Source organism: Elioraea rosea, assembly GCF_007644105.1.
In the GTDB taxonomy this organism is placed as follows: Bacteria; Pseudomonadota; Alphaproteobacteria; order Acetobacterales; family Acetobacteraceae; genus Elioraea_A; species Elioraea_A rosea.
Genome location: NZ_VFAC01000001.1, coordinates 112,333 through 128,208, shown reverse-complemented (window position 1 = coordinate 128,208; position 15,876 = coordinate 112,333). Strand labels below are relative to the sequence as shown.

Sequence of the window (15,876 nt, the reverse complement as noted above, 5' to 3'; positions counted from 1 at the left end):
GCCGCAGCAGCATGCGCGCCATGCCGAACACACCACCCAAGATTGCGCTCGCGGCCTTCATGCTGGAAAGCAATGGCCACGCCGCCCCCGCCCCCAGGTCCGAGTTCGAGGCCACGTGCTGGCTCGAAGGCGACGCCCTTGCCGCCGACCTCGCCCGGCCGAACCCGCGCGCGCCGTCGGGGCTGACCGGTTTCCTCAACGGGATGAAGGACGGTGGGCCGTGGCAGCCCGTGTGGCTCATCGCCGCTTCCGCGGGCGCCTCGGGGCCGGTGGAGCAGGCGGTGTTCGACGAGATCCTCGGCAAGATCGAGGCCGGGCTTCGCGCCGCGATGCCGCTCGACGGCGTCTATCTCTGTCTGCACGGTGCCGCCACAGCGACCAAGGAGTTCGACCCGGATGGCGTGCTGATCGCGCGCGTTCGCGCCATCGTCGGGCCGGACGTTCCGGTGATCGGCACGCTCGACCTGCACGCCAACGTGTCGGCGGCGATGGTCGAGCAGTCGGACATGCTGATCAGCTACCGCACCAACCCGCATGTCGACATGGTCGAGCGCGGCATCGATGCGGCGAATGCGATGCGCGCGATGCTCGGCGGCATGAAGCCGAAGGCCGCCTTCGTGAAGCTGCCGCTCATCCCCCCCGCGACGAGCCAGAACACCGATCGCGGCCCCTATGCCGACATCATCGCCTACGTGCAGAGCCTGCTCGACCATGAGATCCTCGACGTCTCGGTCGTCTCGGGCTTCTCCGTCGGCGACACGCCGAAGAACGGCATGAGCGTGATCGTGACGGCGCGGCGCGACGCCGAGCGCGCGAAGGCTGTGGCGCGGGGAATCGCCGCGCGGCTCTGGGCGATGCGCGAGCGCTTCTCGATCAGGCTCACGAGCCTCGAGGACGCGACCGCCATGGCCCTGAAGGCGGGCAAGGACCCCTCCGCCCAGGCGCTGCTGTTCGCCGACGTCGCCGACAACCCCGGCGGGGGCGGGCGCGGCAACACGCCCTTCATCCTGCGCGCCTTCTATGCTGCGGGGGTTGAGGGCGCGGTGTTCGGCATCCACAACGACCCGCCTCTCGCGGCAGAGGCCCACAAGGCCGGGAAGGGGGCGACGATCCGTGCCCGCTTCAACTCCGCAGAGACCCAAGAGTTCAGCCAGCCTTTCGAGGCCGAGGCGGTGGTCGAGGCCCTGTCGGACGGCGAGATCATCGGCCGCCGCGGCATCTACAAGGGGCGAAGCGTGAGCCTCGGGCCAACGGCGCTTCTGCGCCTCGGCGGCATCCGCGTCATCGTCGTCTCCCTGCGCAAGCAATGTGCGGAGCCAGCGATGCTCGAGCATCTCGGCATCGACCTCCGCTCGGTGCGCAGCCTTGTCGTCAAGAGCCGCGGGCATTTCCGTGCGGGCTTCGACGACATCTTCCCCCGCGAGGCGATCGTCGAGGTGGACGTTGCCGGGCTGACCGCGGTGGTGCTGACGCGCGTTCCCTACCGGAACGTTCCCCGACCGATCTGGCCGCTCGACCCCGGCATGACCTGGTCGGTCCCGGCGTGAGGCTCACCCTTGCCTGCGTGGCGACCGATCGTACGCGCCCGCTGATCGACGGGCGCGTCGCGGTCGAGGGGGCCGATCTCGCCTTCGAGCCGGGCGAGCCGGAGACGATCTTCCGCCGCGCGTTGCGCGAGGGCGCCTTCGCCGTCACCGAACTCTCGATGTCGAGCCACATCCTGACGACGACGCGCGGCGGGGCGGCCTATACCGCGATCCCCATCTGGCCGAGCCGCGCCTTCCGCCATGGCGCGATCTTTGTCCGCACCGATCGCGGCATCACGCGGCCGGAGGACCTCGCGGGCCGCACCATCGGCGTCCCCGAGTACCAGATGACGGCAGCGCTCTGGGTGCGCGCGATCCTCCGCTCCGCACACGGCGTCGATACGCGCACGATACGCTGGCGCACCGGAGGACTCGTCCAGCCGGGCATCGACGAGCGCCTCGCCCTGTCGCTTCCCCCCGGCCATGACCTCGCGCCGATCGCGAATGGCGAGACGCTCGATGCGCTTCTCGCGAGCGGCGGCATCGACGCCTATGTCGGGCCGCGCCCGCCGCCCTGCATCGAGAAGGGGGCGCCCGTGGCGCGGCTCTTCGCCGACGTTCGCGGCGCCGAATCGGCCTGGTTCCGCGCGACGGGCTTCTTCCCGATCATGCATTGCATCGCCATCCGCAAGGATGTGGCCGAGGCCAACCCCGGCCTGCCGCGCGCGCTCGTCCGCGCCTTCTCGGAAGCGAAACGGCTGGCCGAGGCGGAGCTCGCGCAGGTCAACGTGCTTCGCGTCGCACTCCCCTGGGCGGCAGAGCACTGGGCCGAGACGCGCGCGCTGATGGGCCCCGACCCCTGGGCCTACGGCTTCGCGCGCAACCGCGCCGAGCTCGCAACGATGATCGAGGCCGCGCGGGATGACGGGCTGATCGGTCGCGCGCTCGCCCCGGAAGAGCTCTTCCACCCCGACACGCTGGACCTCTGAACCATGGCAGACGACATCACCGCTCTCGCCGAGGGCGGCCTCGGCGCCCCTGTCCGCCGCGTCGAGGATGGGCGGCTGCTGCGCGGACGCGGCCGCTACACCGACGATCATCGCCTCGCCGATGCCGCCCACATGGTGCTGGTGCGAAGCCCCCACGCCGCCGCGCGCATCCGCGGCATCGACGCCTCGGCCGCGCTTGCCATGCCAGGCGTGCTTGGCGTGCTGACGGGCGGCGACCTCGAGCAACTCGGCGCGCTGCAGACCTCCGTCGCGCGAAACCTGCCGGACGGCTCGCCGATGCCGCGACCGCCCTATCGCATCCTGGCGACGGATGCGGCCCGCTTCGTGGGAGACCCCGTTGCGGCGGTGGTCGCGGAGACGCGCGCGATCGCGCGTGATGCTGCCGAAGTGGTGGCGGTGGAATGGGAGACGCTGCCTGCGGTGACGGATGCCTCGGCCGCGCTCGAGCCGGGCGCGCCCGCCGTGTGGCCCGAGCAAGCGCCGGACAATCTCTGCTTCCTGTTCAGCCTCGGCAACCGCGAGGCGGTGGAGGCAGGCTTCGCCAAGGCCGCGCATGTCGCGCGACTGCCCTTCCGCGTCTCGCGCATCTCGGCCAACCCGCTCGAGCCGCGTGGCGCCATCGGCGCGTGGGACGAGGGCGAGGGGCGGTGGACGCTGATCTCGGGCGTGCAGATCCCGCACAAGATCCGCTCCGAGCTCGCGGGCAAGACGCTCCGCGTGGCCGACAACCGGCTGCGGCTGATCTCGCCCGACATGGGCGGCGCGTTCGGCATGCGCGGCTCGCCGACGCAGGAGCATGCGCTCGTTCTGTGGGCCGCGCGCCTTCTCGGCCGGCCCGTGCGCTGGATCGCCGACCGCACCGAGAGCTTCCTGTCCGATTTCCACGCACGCGACAACGACAGCGTGGTCGAGCTCGCGCTCGACGCGGGCGGTACCTTCCTCGCGCTGCGGATCCGCACCGTCGCCAATCTCGGCGCCTATCTTGCCTTCAACACCCCGCATTCGCCGACGAACAATCTGGGCGGGCTCGCGGGCGTCTACCGCACGCCCGCGATCCTCGCGGAGGTGCGCGGGGCCTTCACCAACACCCAGCCGACGGCGCCCTATCGTGGCGCGGGCCGGCCGGAGGCAACCTACGCGATCGAGCGGGTGATCGACCTCGCCGCCGCCGAGATGGGCATCGACCGCGTGGCGTTGCGCGAGCGCAACCTCATTCCCCGCGAGGCGATGCCGTTCAAGACCGGTCTCGTCTTCACCTATGACAGCGGCGACTTCGCGCGCGGCATGGCGATGGCGCTCGAGGCCGCCGACTGGGCGGGCTTTCCCGCGCGTCGGGAGGAGGCGAAGGCGAGGGGGATGCTACGCGGCATCGGCATCGCCAACGCGATCGAGATCGCAGCCGGCCCGTTCCGCGCGCCGAACGAGGAGGGGGCCGGCATCCGCTTCGAGCCCGATGGCGGCGCGACGCTCCTGCTCGGCAGCCACAACCACGGCCAGGGCCACGAGACGGCCTTCCGCCAGCTCGCCTCGACCCTGCTCGGCCTCTCCTTCGACCGCGTGCGTGTGGTGTTCGGCGACACCGATCTCGTGCCGCATGGCCGCGGCACCTTCGGCTCGCGCTCGCTCGTCGTCGCGGGAACGGCGATGGCGAAGGCCTCCGAGCGCATCATCGCGCGCGGCAAGCGGATCGCGGCGCATCTTCTCGAGGCGGCCGAGGCCGACATCGCCTTCGAGTCCGGCTCCTTCCGCGTCGCCGGCACCGACCGTGCGGTGCGCATCGAGGACGTTGCGGTAGCGGCCTATACGCCGAACCGGCTTCCGAAGGGCGAGGAGCTCGGCCTCGCCGCCGATGCCGTGCTGATCCCCGACGAGGCGACCTTCCCCAATGGCTGCCACGTCGCGGAGGTGGAGATCGACCCCGAGACGGGCGTCGTGCGGCTCGTGTCCTACGTCGTGTCCGACGATGTCGGCACCGTGATCAATCCGCTTCTGCTCAAGGGGCAGATCCATGGCGGCGTGGCGCAGGGCGTCGGCCAGGTGCTCGGCGAGGCGATCCTCTACGACGAGGCCGGCCAGCTGGTGACGGCGAGCTTCATGGACTACCGGATGCCACGCGCCGCAGACCTGCCGTCGATGGTGGTCGAGAGCAACCCGCAGCCGACGTCTGCCAACCCGCTCGGCGCGAAGGGGGCAGGCGAGGCGGGAACGGTGGGCGCGCTGCCTGTCGTCATCAACGCGATCGTCGATGCGCTCTCGCCTCTCGGCATCCGCCACGTCGACATGCCCGCCACGCCCGAGCGGGTGTGGCGCGCGATCCGCGAGGCGCGGGCGAGCGGCTAGCTTGGCCGGATATTCGCCGCGCGGATGATCTCGGCCTGGTCGGCGATATCCTTCTTCAGGAACTCCCCGAACTCGGCCGGGCTCATGCGCATCGCCTCCACCGCCTGGCGCCGCCAGAGCGCCTCGGTCTCGGGCGACGTTGTCACCTTCAGCACTTCCGCATTCAGCCGTTCGACGACCGGCCCGGGCGTTCCGGCCGGTGCCATCAGGCCGAGCCAGATGCTCGAGGTGTAGCCCGGCACCCCTGCCTCGGAGACCGTCGGCAGATCCGGCAGAAGCGGGTTGCGGCGCGCGCCGGACGTCGCGAGCCCGACGACGCGGCCGGAGCGGATGTTCTCGATCTGCGTCGTGATGCTGTCGAACATGAAGTCGACCTGCCCGGCGATGATCGCGGTCCGTGCCTCGCCCGAGCCACGGAAGGGGATGTGCTCGACGCGGATGCCGGCGCGGTGGCAGAAGGCGGCGCCAGCGATGTGGTAGGGCGTGCCGGGACCGGAGGAGGCGAAGTTCAGCGTCCCTGGCGCTGCCTTCGCCTTGGCGATGAGGTCGGCCACGGAGGAGGCGAGCCCCGTCCTGGCGACGAGCGCGTGGTTGGCGATGTTGACCGGCGCGACGGGAACGAAATCGCGCATCAGCGCGTAGGGTCGGTTCGGCAGAAGCGTCTCGTTCGCGGTATGGGTGTTCGACATCATCAGGAGCGTGTAGCCGTCGCCCCCGGCATTTGCGGCGGCGTCGGTGCCGACGACCGCGCCGGCGCCCGGCCTGTTCTCCACCACCATGTTCTGCCCGAGCGGGCCCGAAAGCCTTTCTGCCAGGTATCGTGCATAGATGTCTGCCGGCCCGCCCGCGCCGAACGGAACAATGATGCGGATCGTGCGCATCGGCCAGGCCTGCGCGAGGGCGGGCACGGCAAGCGTCGCGGCTGCGGCGGCGAGCAGGAAACGGCGATGCATGGAAACCTCCCGACGTTTGCCGAGACGATAGTCGACCCCGGCCCTGGCGCAAGCCGCCCCTTCGCAGCACGCCGGCGGCGCGCTAGACCGGGGCGCGTTCAGGGTTGGGAAGGAGGCGGCTGTGAAGGTTGGCGTGATCGGCCTCGGCGCGATGGGCTTCGGTGCCGCGGTGAACCTGCTGAAGGCGGGGCATGACGTCGTCGGCGTCGAGCCGCGCGAGGCCGGGCGCGAAGCGTTCGCAAAGGAAGGCGGCAAGGCCGTCGCCTCGGTCTCCGATCTGCCGGGAGACCGCGAGGCGGTGATCGTCTTCGTCGTCAACGCCGCGCAGGCGGAGGCGGTGCTGTTCGGCGAGGGCGGCATAGCCCCACGGCTCGCGAAGGGTGCGGTCGTCCTCCTCTGCTCGACCGTCGCGCCGGGTGCCGCCGTCGCGATCGCCAAACGCCTCGGCGGGCACGGCGTGCTGATGCTCGACAGCCCCGTCTCCGGCGGCGTCAAGGGAGCGACGGAGGGGTCGATGACGGTGATGGCCTCGGGGCCGGACGCTGCCTTCGCGGCCGCGCGGCCGGTGCTCGATGCCATCGCCCGCCGTGTGTGGGAGCTCGGTGCAGAGCCAGGTGCGGGCAGCACGGTGAAGATGGTGAACCAGCTTCTCGCTGGCGTGCATCTCGCCGCGATGGGCGAGGCATTCGCGCTCGGCGTGCGTGCGGGCGCAGACCCGCAGGTGCTCTACGACGTGATCAGCGAGAGCGCGGGCTCCTCCTGGATGATGAAGGATCGGGGCCCGAGGCTTCTTGCCGGCGACGATGCGCCGAGGAGCGCCATCAACATCTTCGTCAAGGACCTCGGCATCGTGCTCGACCAGGCGCGTGCGCTGACCTTCCCGCTGCCGCTCTCCGCTGCCGCGCACCAGGTGTTCCTCGGCGTCGCGGCCGGCGGCGGCGGCGATAAGGACGACGCCTTCGCCATCCGCTTCTGGCAGAAGCTCGCGGGCATTCCCGTTCCCGGTGACAAGAAGGACTGACTGGATGACCAAGCGCTACAGCATCGCCGCGATCCCGGGTGACGGCATCGGCAAGGAGGTCGTGCCCGCCGGCCTCGCCGTGCTCGCCGCAGCGGCGAAGCGCGCAGGCACCTTCGCGCTTAACGTGACGGACTATCCCTGGGGCTCGGATTTCTATCGCGCCACCGGCCGGATGATGCCCGAGGATGGGCTCGCGAGCCTGAGGCGGCATGACGCGATCCTGTTCGGCGCGGTGGGCGACCCCGACCTGCCGGATGACCTGACGCTGTGGGGGTTGAGGCTCGCGATCTGCCAGGGCTTCGACCAGTACGCGAACATCCGCCCGATCCGCCTCTTTCCCGGCATCGCGAGCCCGCTCGCGGGCGCGGATGCCGAGGCGCTCGATTGGGTGATCGTGCGCGAGAACAGCGAGGGCGAGTATGCCGGCCATGGCGGGCGGGCGCATCGCGGCCTCCCCGAGGAGGTTGCGACCGAGACGTCGATCTTCACCCGCGTCGGCGTCACCCGCATCATGCGCGTCGCCTTCCGCCTCGCCGAGAGCAGGCCGCGCAAGCACCTCATCATCGTCACCAAGTCGAACGCGCAGCGTCATGGCATGGTCCTGTGGGACGAGATCGCGGCCGAGGTCGCGAAGGAGTTTCCCGCCGTGCGGACCGAGCGCGTGCTGGTCGATGCGATGGCGGCCCGGATGGTGCTGAAGCCGCGCTCGATCGACACGGTCGTGGCGACGAACCTGCACGCCGACATCCTGTCCGACCTTGCCGGCGCGCTGGCCGGGGGCCTCGGCCTTGCGCCGACGGCGAACCTGAACCCGGAGCGGGCGGCGCCGTCGATGTTCGAGCCGATCCACGGCTCGGCCTTCGACATCATGGGCAAGGGGATCGCCAACCCGGTCGGCACGTTCTGGTCTGGCGCGATGATGCTCGAGCATCTCGGCGAACCTGCTGCCGCGACGATGATCACCGATGCGATCGCGCGGGTGACGGCGAAGGGGCTGCTGACCGCCGATCTCGGCGGCAAGGCGACGACGCGCGAGGTGACGGAAGCGGTGATCGCCGCCATCGAGGGCAGGAACATCTGAGCGCCGGGCTCAGCGGCGGGGCATGTTCACGGCCGTCGGCTCGGTCCATCCCCGCAGCGCGAGCCAGAGCACCAGCAGGGCCATCGCGAACCCGGCGAGGCGCCAGAAGCCCAATCGTCTGGCCCAGGCCATGACCCGGCTCGGCCATGTCATCGGCCCGCTCTCCCAACGCCATCGCCGTACCCAACATGCCCGGTCACGCCGCGTGGTGGCATGGTTCGCCTTTCGTTCCAGTCCCGATCGCCGGCATCACCGGCACGCAAGTGATGGCGGTCACACACCGGTCGTTTGCGTACGAAGGGTATGTTCCGTATCATGATACATGAGCAAGGTTGAGGAGACACGCCTCGTGCCCACCGGGCCCGACCACGCTTCGTTCGCTCCCTCCGTTCGCATGGCGGTGCCCGCTCTGCGTCCGCATGCGTTGGCCAGCGAGGCAGGTGCCGGAGACGCGTCGGAAGCCTCGGTGTCGGTCCTGCGCGCCGCACCGCTTCCCAGTGCCATCGCAACGAACCCTGGCAAGGCCAGCGCCGCAAAGGCCGATGACCGGTTCCAGCCGAGCCGCTCCGTCGTGTCGGGCCTGCGCGAATCCCGCGCCATGGCAGCGCTCGCCGCCGACCTCGTCGAGCGCCTCGCCGACGCCTCGGGCGCGGAGTTCGAGACGCTGCGCACGCGGCTGCGCGAGGTGGTCGAGATCGGTTCGGCGCGCGACACGGGCGGGCCGCTCGCCGCGCTCTACGCCGCCGCGCGCCGCGACCCGGCCTCGCCGCTTGCCCGCGTGCTCTCGGCCGACAGGGCGGACAGGGCCCGCTTCGCCGCGATCGCTGCCGAGGCGGGGCAGGAACTGCGCCGGCTCGACGAGCGCTTCGCCGAGCGCGACTTCGCGCTCACCGGCCCCTCCGTGCCGGCGCTTGCCACCAGCGCCACCGTCCTCGCCGCGAAGGGCGTCGACATCCTCGCCTGAGGCGCGGATGCGGCGCGCCGCCGCCGCGCCTCTCATCCGGAATGGACGGGCCCCCGCCAACCATGCTTCGCTTCGCTCCCGAACGAATAGGGAGGGGGGACACCCATGGCTTGGAGGGGATTGATTGCGGCCGCCGCAGCGGGGGCGCTCGTGGCGACAGGGGCGCTCGCGCAGGGCCAGCCGCAGCGGCCGACGCTCGAGCAGGTCAAGGAACGGGGTGTCCTGCTCTGCGGCGGCCATGTCGGCGCGCCCGGCTTCAGCCTGCCCGACAGCCAGGGCAACTGGACGGGGTTCGATGTCGAGATCTGCCGTGCGGTCGCGGCCGCGGTGCTCGGCGATGCGACCAAGGTGCGCCTCTCGCCGCTCACCTCCCAGCAGAGGCTGACGGCGCTGCAGTCCGGCGCGATCGACCTTCTCGTCCGCACGACGACATGGACGCATTCGCGCGACACCAATCTCGGCCTGAGCTTCACCGGCGTGAACTTCTATGACGGCCAGGGCTTCCTGGTGCGTACCAGCCTGAACCTCAAGAGCGCGAAGGAACTCGACGGCGCCTCGATCTGCGTCACCACCGGAACGACAAACGAGCTGAACCTGGCCGACTGGGCACGCACCAACCGCATCGCGGTGCGCCCCGTCGTGTTCGAGCAGAACGAGGAGACGCGCAAGGCCTACATCGCCGGCCGCTGCGACGCATTAACCACCGATGCGAGCCAGCTCGCCGGCATCCGCACCGCGCTCGAGAAGCCAGAGGACCATATCGTTCTTGCCGACATCATCTCGAAGGAGCCGCTCGGGCCGCTCGTGCGGAAGGGCGATTCTCAGTGGTTCGACATCGTCCGCTGGACGCTGTTCGCGCTGATCGAGGCGGAGGAGCTCGGCATCACCCAGGCCAATGTCGACCAGATGCTCGAGAGCCGGAACCCCGCCGTGCAGCGGCTTCTCGGCAAGTCGGGCGGGCATGGCAAGATGATGGGCCTCGACGACGAGTGGGCCTACCGCGTCATCAAGCAGCTCGGCAACTATGGCGAGCTGTTCGAGCGCAATCTCGGCCAGGGCAGCCCGCTCAAGCTGCCGCGGGGACCGAACGACCTCTGGACGCGCGGCGGGCTGATGTACGCGATGCCGTTTCGCTGAGGTGCGGGGGCCATGCTCGGCCCTCTCAACACTGCAGAGGCCTCGGGAGGGCGGGTGAAGCACGCCTTCCGTCAGGGGGATGTCGAGAGCTATGGCTGGACCAATCTCGACCCCCTGACGCGGCCGGGCGCCTGCATCGCGCTGTCCTGCTGGTGGCTCGTGAAGGCGAGGAAGGGAGAGGATTTCTACGGCTGGGTGCGCACGCCGTCGGGCATCAAGGCGATCAACCAGATGCAGGCGAGTCCGAGCTTCGGCGAGGGGCCGAACCGGATCGAGAACCGCATCCGCTTCCTCGAGGGGCACGGCCTCACCCGCATCGGCCAGACGACGCTGACGATCGAGCCGCTGAACATGACGGAGGTCGCGAACGAGCTCTACGAGCTCGGCTACAAGCAGATCAGCTTCCGCGGCGGAGGCGAGGGCCATGCCGTCGCCGCGGTCGTCGCCGATGCGCGCTGCCGGTTCTTCGACCCGAACTACGGCGAGGTCGAGTTCACGGACCGTGGCGCGTTCAGCAACTGGTTCATCCGCTACTGGATGGCGGCAGACCTCTACAATGCAACGCTCGGGGAATCCTGCCGCATCATCTACATGGGCGGATAGGGCAGGGTGCCCGCTACTCGCGCGTCACCGTCACGACGCCCGCCTGCTCGGCCAGCACGAGCCGGCCCTTGGGAAGGGGAATGACGCCGCGCCCCTCCGCATCGATGGCGACGGGCGTGAGCGCCGTGCCCGGGCTCGCCCAGGAGAGATCGGCGATCGGCCCCGGCAGCGTGGTGCCATGCCAGAGGCGCTTATTGCCGCCATGGACACCCAGCCACTCGTCCGACACGGCGAAACCCTCCTCCGGCGCCAACTCCGAGGGATCATCGCGGACCAGGACGACCATGGGTTCGAGGGCCACGAGCTGGATTCGCCGGGGCGTTTCGGTCCTCGGCAGCAGGGCGAAGGCCTCGCGGTCGATCATGTAGAGCAGGATGCGGCTCGACCTGCTCGAGCCCCAGCCCGACGAGCCCCGCGTGCCCGAGGCGCACATGTAGCAGGGCCCGCCCGTGCTGATCACCGAGGCCTGCCGCCCGGGGGCGACCAGCGGCATCGTTCCGGGCGGCTCCTCGGTCACCGTCGTGCGCTGCGCGAACTCCTCGAACCCGGCGATGGTGAACATCAGCAGCACCGGGCCCCAGACAGGAGCGGTGACGACGATCAGCCCAAGCACAGCGAGCCGGATCGCCCATCGCCGAACCCGGCCGGGGGCCGGCGCGTTGACGGTCGTCACGACGACGGCGCGGCGACCGGGTGCGCAGCGCGATACGGCTCGATCCTCACCGCATCGTTGCGCAGCACCGCGACGCGCCCGCGCGGCTCCATCCGCAGCGAGCCATCCGCAGCGCGGCCGACCGCGTAGGACCAGAGCGTGATCTGCCCCGCCGCCACCAGCCTCTCTGCCAGTACCGTGACCGCCTCGCCCCGGCCCCAGGTTGCGAGCTCCGCGGCCGTGATGCCTGCGGTGATCGTGTCGCGCGGGCCGACGATGCGGAATAGCAGCACCTCGGGCTGGGCCGGCTGGCCGTTCGCGCGGCCGCGCAGGGCGACCGCGGCGATGCCGCCGACGATGCCGGCCACGAGGGCCCGCCGTGGTGTCAGGACAACGTCTCGCATCTTCGCCTCTCCCGTCGCGTGGCTGTTTGGATGCGCCGACGGTGGCGGGGGAATGTTTCGCTTCGATGCCAGCGTCGCGCCCGAAGCGTATCCGGCGTATCGGCAAGCGGCGCGTTAACCGGGGGTTTCCGCCGCGCTGGCACGATGGCTGCCCCGTGGGGACGCGGCGCGCGCCGCCCTTCCCGGGCGGGGGAAGAAGGTGGCGCAGGCCGGCATGCAGCATCCCGTCAGGCGGGCGATCGAGAGCGGAGCGGAGCATTGGGCAGTGGCCGTCGCGCTGCCCCCGCCGGCCCGCTCGCCTGCCGTGCTCTCTGCCTTCCGCCGGCTTGCCTCGCGCGTCCTGCCCGAGGCAGGGCTCGCCGCGACGGCGGAGGCGATGGTGCTGTTCGGCAGGGGCGATGCTGTTCCCGCCGCGGCAGACCGGGTTGCCGCCCGCCTTGGCGAACTCCTGCCCGAGCCTGGAACGCGCTTCTCCCGCCACCTCCTGCCGCGCGATGCCGCCGCGCTCGCGGCCTATGCCCGCGCCGAGCCCGTGCCGCCGACCCCGATCGAGGAGAAGCGCCCGCCAACGGACAGCCTGCTTGCCATGCGCCGCGTGCTTGCCGCCGCGCCGGCCGAGCTCTGGGTACGCCGCCTGCCGATCGTGTCGCTCCGGCCAGGCGGGAAGGCGAGGGTGGTGGCCCGCCGCCTCTGCCCCGACGCGTCGATCGCAGGGCGCGCGCTCGCCGGAGGAGGCGCGGGCGCGCCGGATGCGCCGGCAGAGGCGGTCGGGCTGCTCGGTTCCCTGCTCCTCGCCGCCGCGCCGTCGCTGCTCGCGCGCGAACCGCCAGGGGGGCGTCTCGTCCTGCCGCTTGCGCCGGCGAGCGCGCTCGGCGGTGCGCACGACGCGCTCGAAGGCTCCTGCGGGCGGGCGGGCATGGCGCGGCTGATGCCCGAGGTCGCGCTCGAGGACGCCATCGCCGCGCCGCGCGCCTTCGCCTCCGCCCGCGCACGATTCGCTGCCGACGGCCAGCGCCCGGTCCTCGCCTCCGCCTCGTCCGCCACGCTCCCGATGCTCCGGGCGATCGCGGCGGCAGAGGATCTCGTCGCGATCACCGCGCCCGATGCGATCGAGCGCGAGGCGGCGGAGCCTGGCGCGATCGGCCGCCTCGGCGCGCAGCGAATCGTCCTCGGCGGCTGCCGAAGCGAGGCCGATATCGGCTTCGGCCTTGCCCTCGGCGTGGGGCTGTTCGAGGGGCCGGTCGTCGAGATGCTGCTCGCAGCCCGCGAGGCGGCGTGATGCTGCTCTCGCATTCCTTCGGCCCGGCGCTGCGCCACCCGATGACACCCGCCGAAGCCGCGCGCCTCTTCGCCTCCGTGGCGGAGAACGGCGCGGCCCGCCGCGTGCTGCTGCTGCGGCCAGCGCGGCTGCCCGGCTGGCCCGCAGCGGAGGACCAGGTGGCCCGGCTTCGCAGCGCGCTCGACCCGGTGCTCGCGCTGCCCGGGCTCGTCTGGAACGACCTGCCTGACGGCGAGGCGCTCGCGATCTGGCGCCGCGGCGGAGAGGCGGAGGTCTCGGCCGTCGAGGCGGCGATGGCGGGAAGCCCGGGCGTCGCTGCCGTATTCGACGTGCCGGAGGACCTTTCCTCGCTGCAGCTGGCGCTTGCCGTGATCGCGGCCGAGCATGGCCATGCCCCGCCTTCTGTGGCGAGCGGACCGCCCGCGACGCCGATCACGCTCGAGGACGTCGTCTCGATCGAGCGCGTCATCGGCCAGGTTGAGCTGCTCGACCGGCTGACGAGCATGGCGGTCTGGAGCTTCGGCGAGGGCGGTGAGAAGACGCGTGCGATGCAGAGCCTGGGGCTCGACCTTCAGGGCCTGCTCGACGTTCTCGTGCCCGGGCGCACGCTCGCGCCCGAGCCGCGGCTTCGGGCGCGCCTTGCCCGCGTAGCGCATCGGCGCATCCTCGGCCAGCTCGCGGCGAGCCATGAGCGCGCCTCGGGCGGTACGATCACAGTTCCTTCCGGCTCCGAGACGGTGCTCTCGCCCGAGTTCGCGCGCTTCGATGCCTCGCTTCCCGCGCGGCTTCGCGGGCGGATCATGCTCGAGATCCCGCTGTCGGAAGCCGTCGGCTGCGTCGAGGGCTTCACCGAGGCCGCGCGGGTCGCGGCCGCTGCGGAGGTGCCTGTGTGCCTCTCGCGGATCCGGCCGGCGCATCTCGCCGCCATCGAACCGCTCGCGGCCGGCGCGACCTGGCTGCGCCTGTGCGGCTGCGAGACGATGGACCCGGATGCCCTTCGCGCGGCCATCCCGCCCGCGCTCATGCCGCGCATCATCGCCGACGACGTGGCGCTGCCCGCCACCCTCGCGATCCTCCGTGCGGGCGGCGTCGGGCTGTTCGCGGGTCCTGCCGCGGAGGCGGCCTAGCGAGGAAAGTGCTGGCGCCAGTGTCGGGCGATGTCGGCGCGGCGGCAGAACCACACGCGCTCCTTGCGCTGCGCATGGTCGAGGAAGCGCCGCAACCCGGCGAGCCTGCCAGGACGGCCGACGAGGCGGCAATGCAGCCCGACGCTCATCATCTTCGGGCTTCCGGCGAGGCCTTCGTGGTGCAGAACGTCGAATGCGTCGATCAGGTAGCGGGCGAAATCCTCGCCCGTGTTGAAGCCCTGCTGTGTGCCGAAGCGCATGTCGTTGTTGTCGAGCGTGTAGGGAACGATCAGCTCCCACCGCCCGGGCGCGACCTCCTCCCAGTAGGGCAGGTCGTCGGCGTAGCTGTCGGCGAGGTAGAGGAAGCCGCCGGCCTCGGAGACGAGCCGCTTGGTGTTGGCGCTGAAGCGGCCGGTGTACCAGCCGACCGGGCGGGTTCCCGTCACCGCCTCCTGCAGCGCGATCGAGGCCGCGATCTGCCGCCGCTCCTCCTCCTCGGGCATATCGCGATAGTCGATCCAGCGCATCGCGTGGCTCGCGATCTCCCACTCCGCCGCGACCATCGCCTTCGCCGCGTCGGGGTTGCGCGCAAGCGCCATCGTCACGGCATAGACGGTGATCGGAATGCTCCGGCCCGTGAGCTCGCGATGGATGCGCCAGAACCCCGCGCGCGCGCCATAGTCGTACTGGCTCTCCACGGAGAGGTTGCGCATCCCTGGCCAGGACTGCGTGCCGACGACCTCGGTCAGATAGGCCTCCGACCCCGCATCGCCGTGCAGGATGGAGTTCTCGCCTCCCTCCTCGTAGTTCAGCACGATCTGCACCGCGATCGCGGCGTCGCCCGGCCAGCGAGGGTTCGGCGGCGCGGCACCGTAGCCGACGAGGTCGCGCGGATAGTCGCCCGCGCCAGGCGCGTAGGGGTTCTTCATCCGATCCGCTCCGCTTCGAACAGCCGCGACGGCGAGACGAGCTCCTCCTGCGCCGCGACCAGAGCCATCTCCTCGCGCCCGGCGGCGATCGTCGCGCGCAGCACGCCGTGCAGGGAGGAGACCGACCGCGCGAGGCACTCGGCAAGCGGCCGTCCCGCAAGCGTGTGGGCAAGGAAGAGCGCGGTGATCGCATCGCCCGTGCCGCGGCCGGCGATGGGCAGCTTCGGCGTGCGCACGCGCCAGGCCTCGCCCTGTCCGAAGGCGGCGACGTCGATCGCGTCCTGAGGCGTTCCCTCGACGGAGAGGGACGTGACGAGAAGCCGCTTCGGCCCCCGCGCCATCAGTGCGCCCGCGGCCTCCTTCGCCGCCTCGAGCGTGCGCGTCTCACGGCCGGTCAGCAGGTCGAGCTCGAAATGGTTCGGCGTCATGATGTCCGCCGCCGGAACGCAGGCGTCGCGGAAGAACTCCGCGATGCCGGGGCGGACGAACACGCCGCGGCCGACATCGCCGATGACCGGATCGCAGGCCCAGAGCGCTGCGGGGTTCGCAGCCTTCAGCAGCGCATGCGCGGCGAGCACCGCCTCGCCGATCGCCGCATCGCCCATGTAGCCGGTGAGCAGGGCATCGGTCTCTGCAAGCACGCCTCGCCGCGCCACGCCCTCGAGCACCTCGCCGACGAGAGCGGCATCGAACACGCGCCCACCCCAATCGCCGTAGCCGGTATGGTTCGAGAACAGAACGGTATGGATGGCGATGACATCGAGGCCGAGACGCTGCAGCGGGAATACCGCCGCGGCGTTCCCGGCATGGCCATGCGCCACCCAGGACTGGATGGAGAGAACGCGCATCC

General features: G+C 71.2%; 16 protein-coding genes. 10 read left to right on the top strand and 6 right to left on the bottom strand.

The window, feature by feature from the left end:
• Window positions 1-20: 20 nt before the first annotated feature.
• Genes FIF60_RS00630 through FIF60_RS00620 form a run of 3 tightly spaced genes read left to right on the top strand, consistent with a single transcriptional unit; the run spans window position 21 to window position 4,876 of the window.
• A complete protein-coding gene (locus FIF60_RS00630) occupies window positions 21-1,547 on the top strand; it encodes a M81 family metallopeptidase (RefSeq protein ID WP_144182752.1) in 1,527 nt (508 codons plus the stop codon).
• Window positions 1,544-2,515, top strand: coding sequence for an ABC transporter substrate-binding protein (locus tag FIF60_RS00625; protein ID WP_144182750.1), 972 nt, complete (start codon window positions 1,544-1,546; stop codon window positions 2,513-2,515). Before FIF60_RS00630 ends, FIF60_RS00625 begins: the two co-directional genes overlap by 4 nt.
• Before the next feature lie 3 nt (window positions 2,516-2,518).
• Complete coding sequence (locus FIF60_RS00620; RefSeq protein ID WP_144182748.1) at window positions 2,519-4,876, top strand: xanthine dehydrogenase family protein molybdopterin-binding subunit; 2,358 nt, start codon at window positions 2,519-2,521, stop codon at window positions 4,874-4,876.
• Here FIF60_RS00620 and FIF60_RS00615 read toward each other — a convergent pair.
• Window positions 4,873-5,829, bottom strand: coding sequence for a Bug family tripartite tricarboxylate transporter substrate binding protein (locus FIF60_RS00615; RefSeq protein ID WP_144182747.1), 957 nt, complete (start codon window positions 5,827-5,829; stop codon window positions 4,873-4,875). The two genes, FIF60_RS00620 and FIF60_RS00615, sit on opposite strands and share 4 nt — an antisense overlap.
• A 121-nt stretch (window positions 5,830-5,950) precedes the next feature.
• Between FIF60_RS00615 and ltnD the strand changes: the two genes are divergently transcribed.
• A complete protein-coding gene (ltnD, locus tag FIF60_RS00610) occupies window positions 5,951-6,850 on the top strand; it encodes an L-threonate dehydrogenase (protein ID WP_144182745.1) in 900 nt (299 codons plus the stop codon).
• A gap of 4 nt (window positions 6,851-6,854) precedes the next feature.
• Window positions 6,855-7,931 carry a tartrate dehydrogenase gene (locus tag FIF60_RS00605; RefSeq protein ID WP_144182743.1) on the top strand — a complete coding sequence of 359 codons (1,077 nt, stop codon included), beginning with the start codon at window positions 6,855-6,857 and terminating at the stop codon, window positions 7,929-7,931.
• Between the two features lie 9 nt (window positions 7,932-7,940).
• On the opposite strand, the gene FIF60_RS21445 is transcribed toward FIF60_RS00605, so the two are convergent.
• Window positions 7,941-8,084 carry a hypothetical protein gene (locus FIF60_RS21445; RefSeq protein WP_158639007.1) on the bottom strand — a complete coding sequence of 48 codons (144 nt, stop codon included), beginning with the start codon at window positions 8,082-8,084 and terminating at the stop codon, window positions 7,941-7,943.
• 169 nt (window positions 8,085-8,253) lie between these two features.
• Here FIF60_RS21445 and FIF60_RS00600 point away from each other — a divergent pair, with 169 nt between their 5' ends.
• The 3 genes from FIF60_RS00600 to FIF60_RS00590 all read left to right on the top strand — a co-directional run bounded on the left by FIF60_RS00600 (window position 8,254) and on the right by FIF60_RS00590 (window position 10,635).
• Window positions 8,254-8,895: a hypothetical protein gene (locus FIF60_RS00600; protein ID WP_144182741.1), complete on the top strand. Its 642-nt coding sequence runs from the start codon at window positions 8,254-8,256 to the stop codon at window positions 8,893-8,895.
• Between the two features lie 105 nt (window positions 8,896-9,000).
• Window positions 9,001-10,032: an amino acid ABC transporter substrate-binding protein gene (locus FIF60_RS00595; RefSeq protein WP_144182739.1), complete on the top strand. Its 1,032-nt coding sequence runs from the start codon at window positions 9,001-9,003 to the stop codon at window positions 10,030-10,032.
• Window positions 10,033-10,044: 12 nt separating this feature from the next.
• Window positions 10,045-10,635, top strand: a complete 591-nt coding sequence (locus FIF60_RS00590) for a YopT-type cysteine protease domain-containing protein (RefSeq protein ID WP_144182737.1) — start codon at window positions 10,045-10,047, stop codon at window positions 10,633-10,635.
• 13 nt (window positions 10,636-10,648) lie between these two features.
• Here FIF60_RS00590 and FIF60_RS00585 read toward each other — a convergent pair whose 3' ends face one another.
• Both FIF60_RS00585 and FIF60_RS00580 read right to left on the bottom strand, forming a co-directional pair.
• Entirely contained in the window at window positions 10,649-11,308 is a 660-nt protein-coding gene (locus tag FIF60_RS00585) for a hypothetical protein (protein WP_144182735.1), read from the bottom strand.
• Window positions 11,305-11,691: a hypothetical protein gene (locus tag FIF60_RS00580; protein WP_144182733.1), complete on the bottom strand. Its 387-nt coding sequence runs from the start codon at window positions 11,689-11,691 to the stop codon at window positions 11,305-11,307. The genes FIF60_RS00585 and FIF60_RS00580 overlap by 4 nt, the downstream gene beginning before the upstream one ends.
• Window positions 11,692-11,905: 214 nt before the next feature.
• Between FIF60_RS00580 and FIF60_RS00575 the strand changes: the two genes are divergently transcribed.
• Complete coding sequence (locus tag FIF60_RS00575) at window positions 11,906-12,970, top strand: hypothetical protein (RefSeq protein ID WP_144182731.1); 1,065 nt, start codon at window positions 11,906-11,908, stop codon at window positions 12,968-12,970.
• Complete coding sequence (locus tag FIF60_RS00570; protein ID WP_144182729.1) at window positions 12,970-14,097, top strand: hypothetical protein; 1,128 nt, start codon at window positions 12,970-12,972, stop codon at window positions 14,095-14,097. The genes FIF60_RS00575 and FIF60_RS00570 overlap by 1 nt, the downstream gene beginning before the upstream one ends.
• Here FIF60_RS00570 and puuE read toward each other — a convergent pair.
• Both puuE and pdxY read right to left on the bottom strand, forming a co-directional pair.
• Window positions 14,094-15,026: an allantoinase PuuE gene (gene puuE, locus FIF60_RS00565; protein WP_144182727.1), complete on the bottom strand. Its 933-nt coding sequence runs from the start codon at window positions 15,024-15,026 to the stop codon at window positions 14,094-14,096. The two genes, FIF60_RS00570 and puuE, sit on opposite strands and share 4 nt — an antisense overlap.
• Window positions 15,023-15,874, bottom strand: coding sequence for a pyridoxal kinase PdxY (gene pdxY / locus FIF60_RS00560; RefSeq protein WP_144182725.1), 852 nt, complete (start codon window positions 15,872-15,874; stop codon window positions 15,023-15,025). The genes puuE and pdxY overlap by 4 nt, the downstream gene beginning before the upstream one ends.
• Window positions 15,875-15,876: the final 2 nt, after the last annotated feature.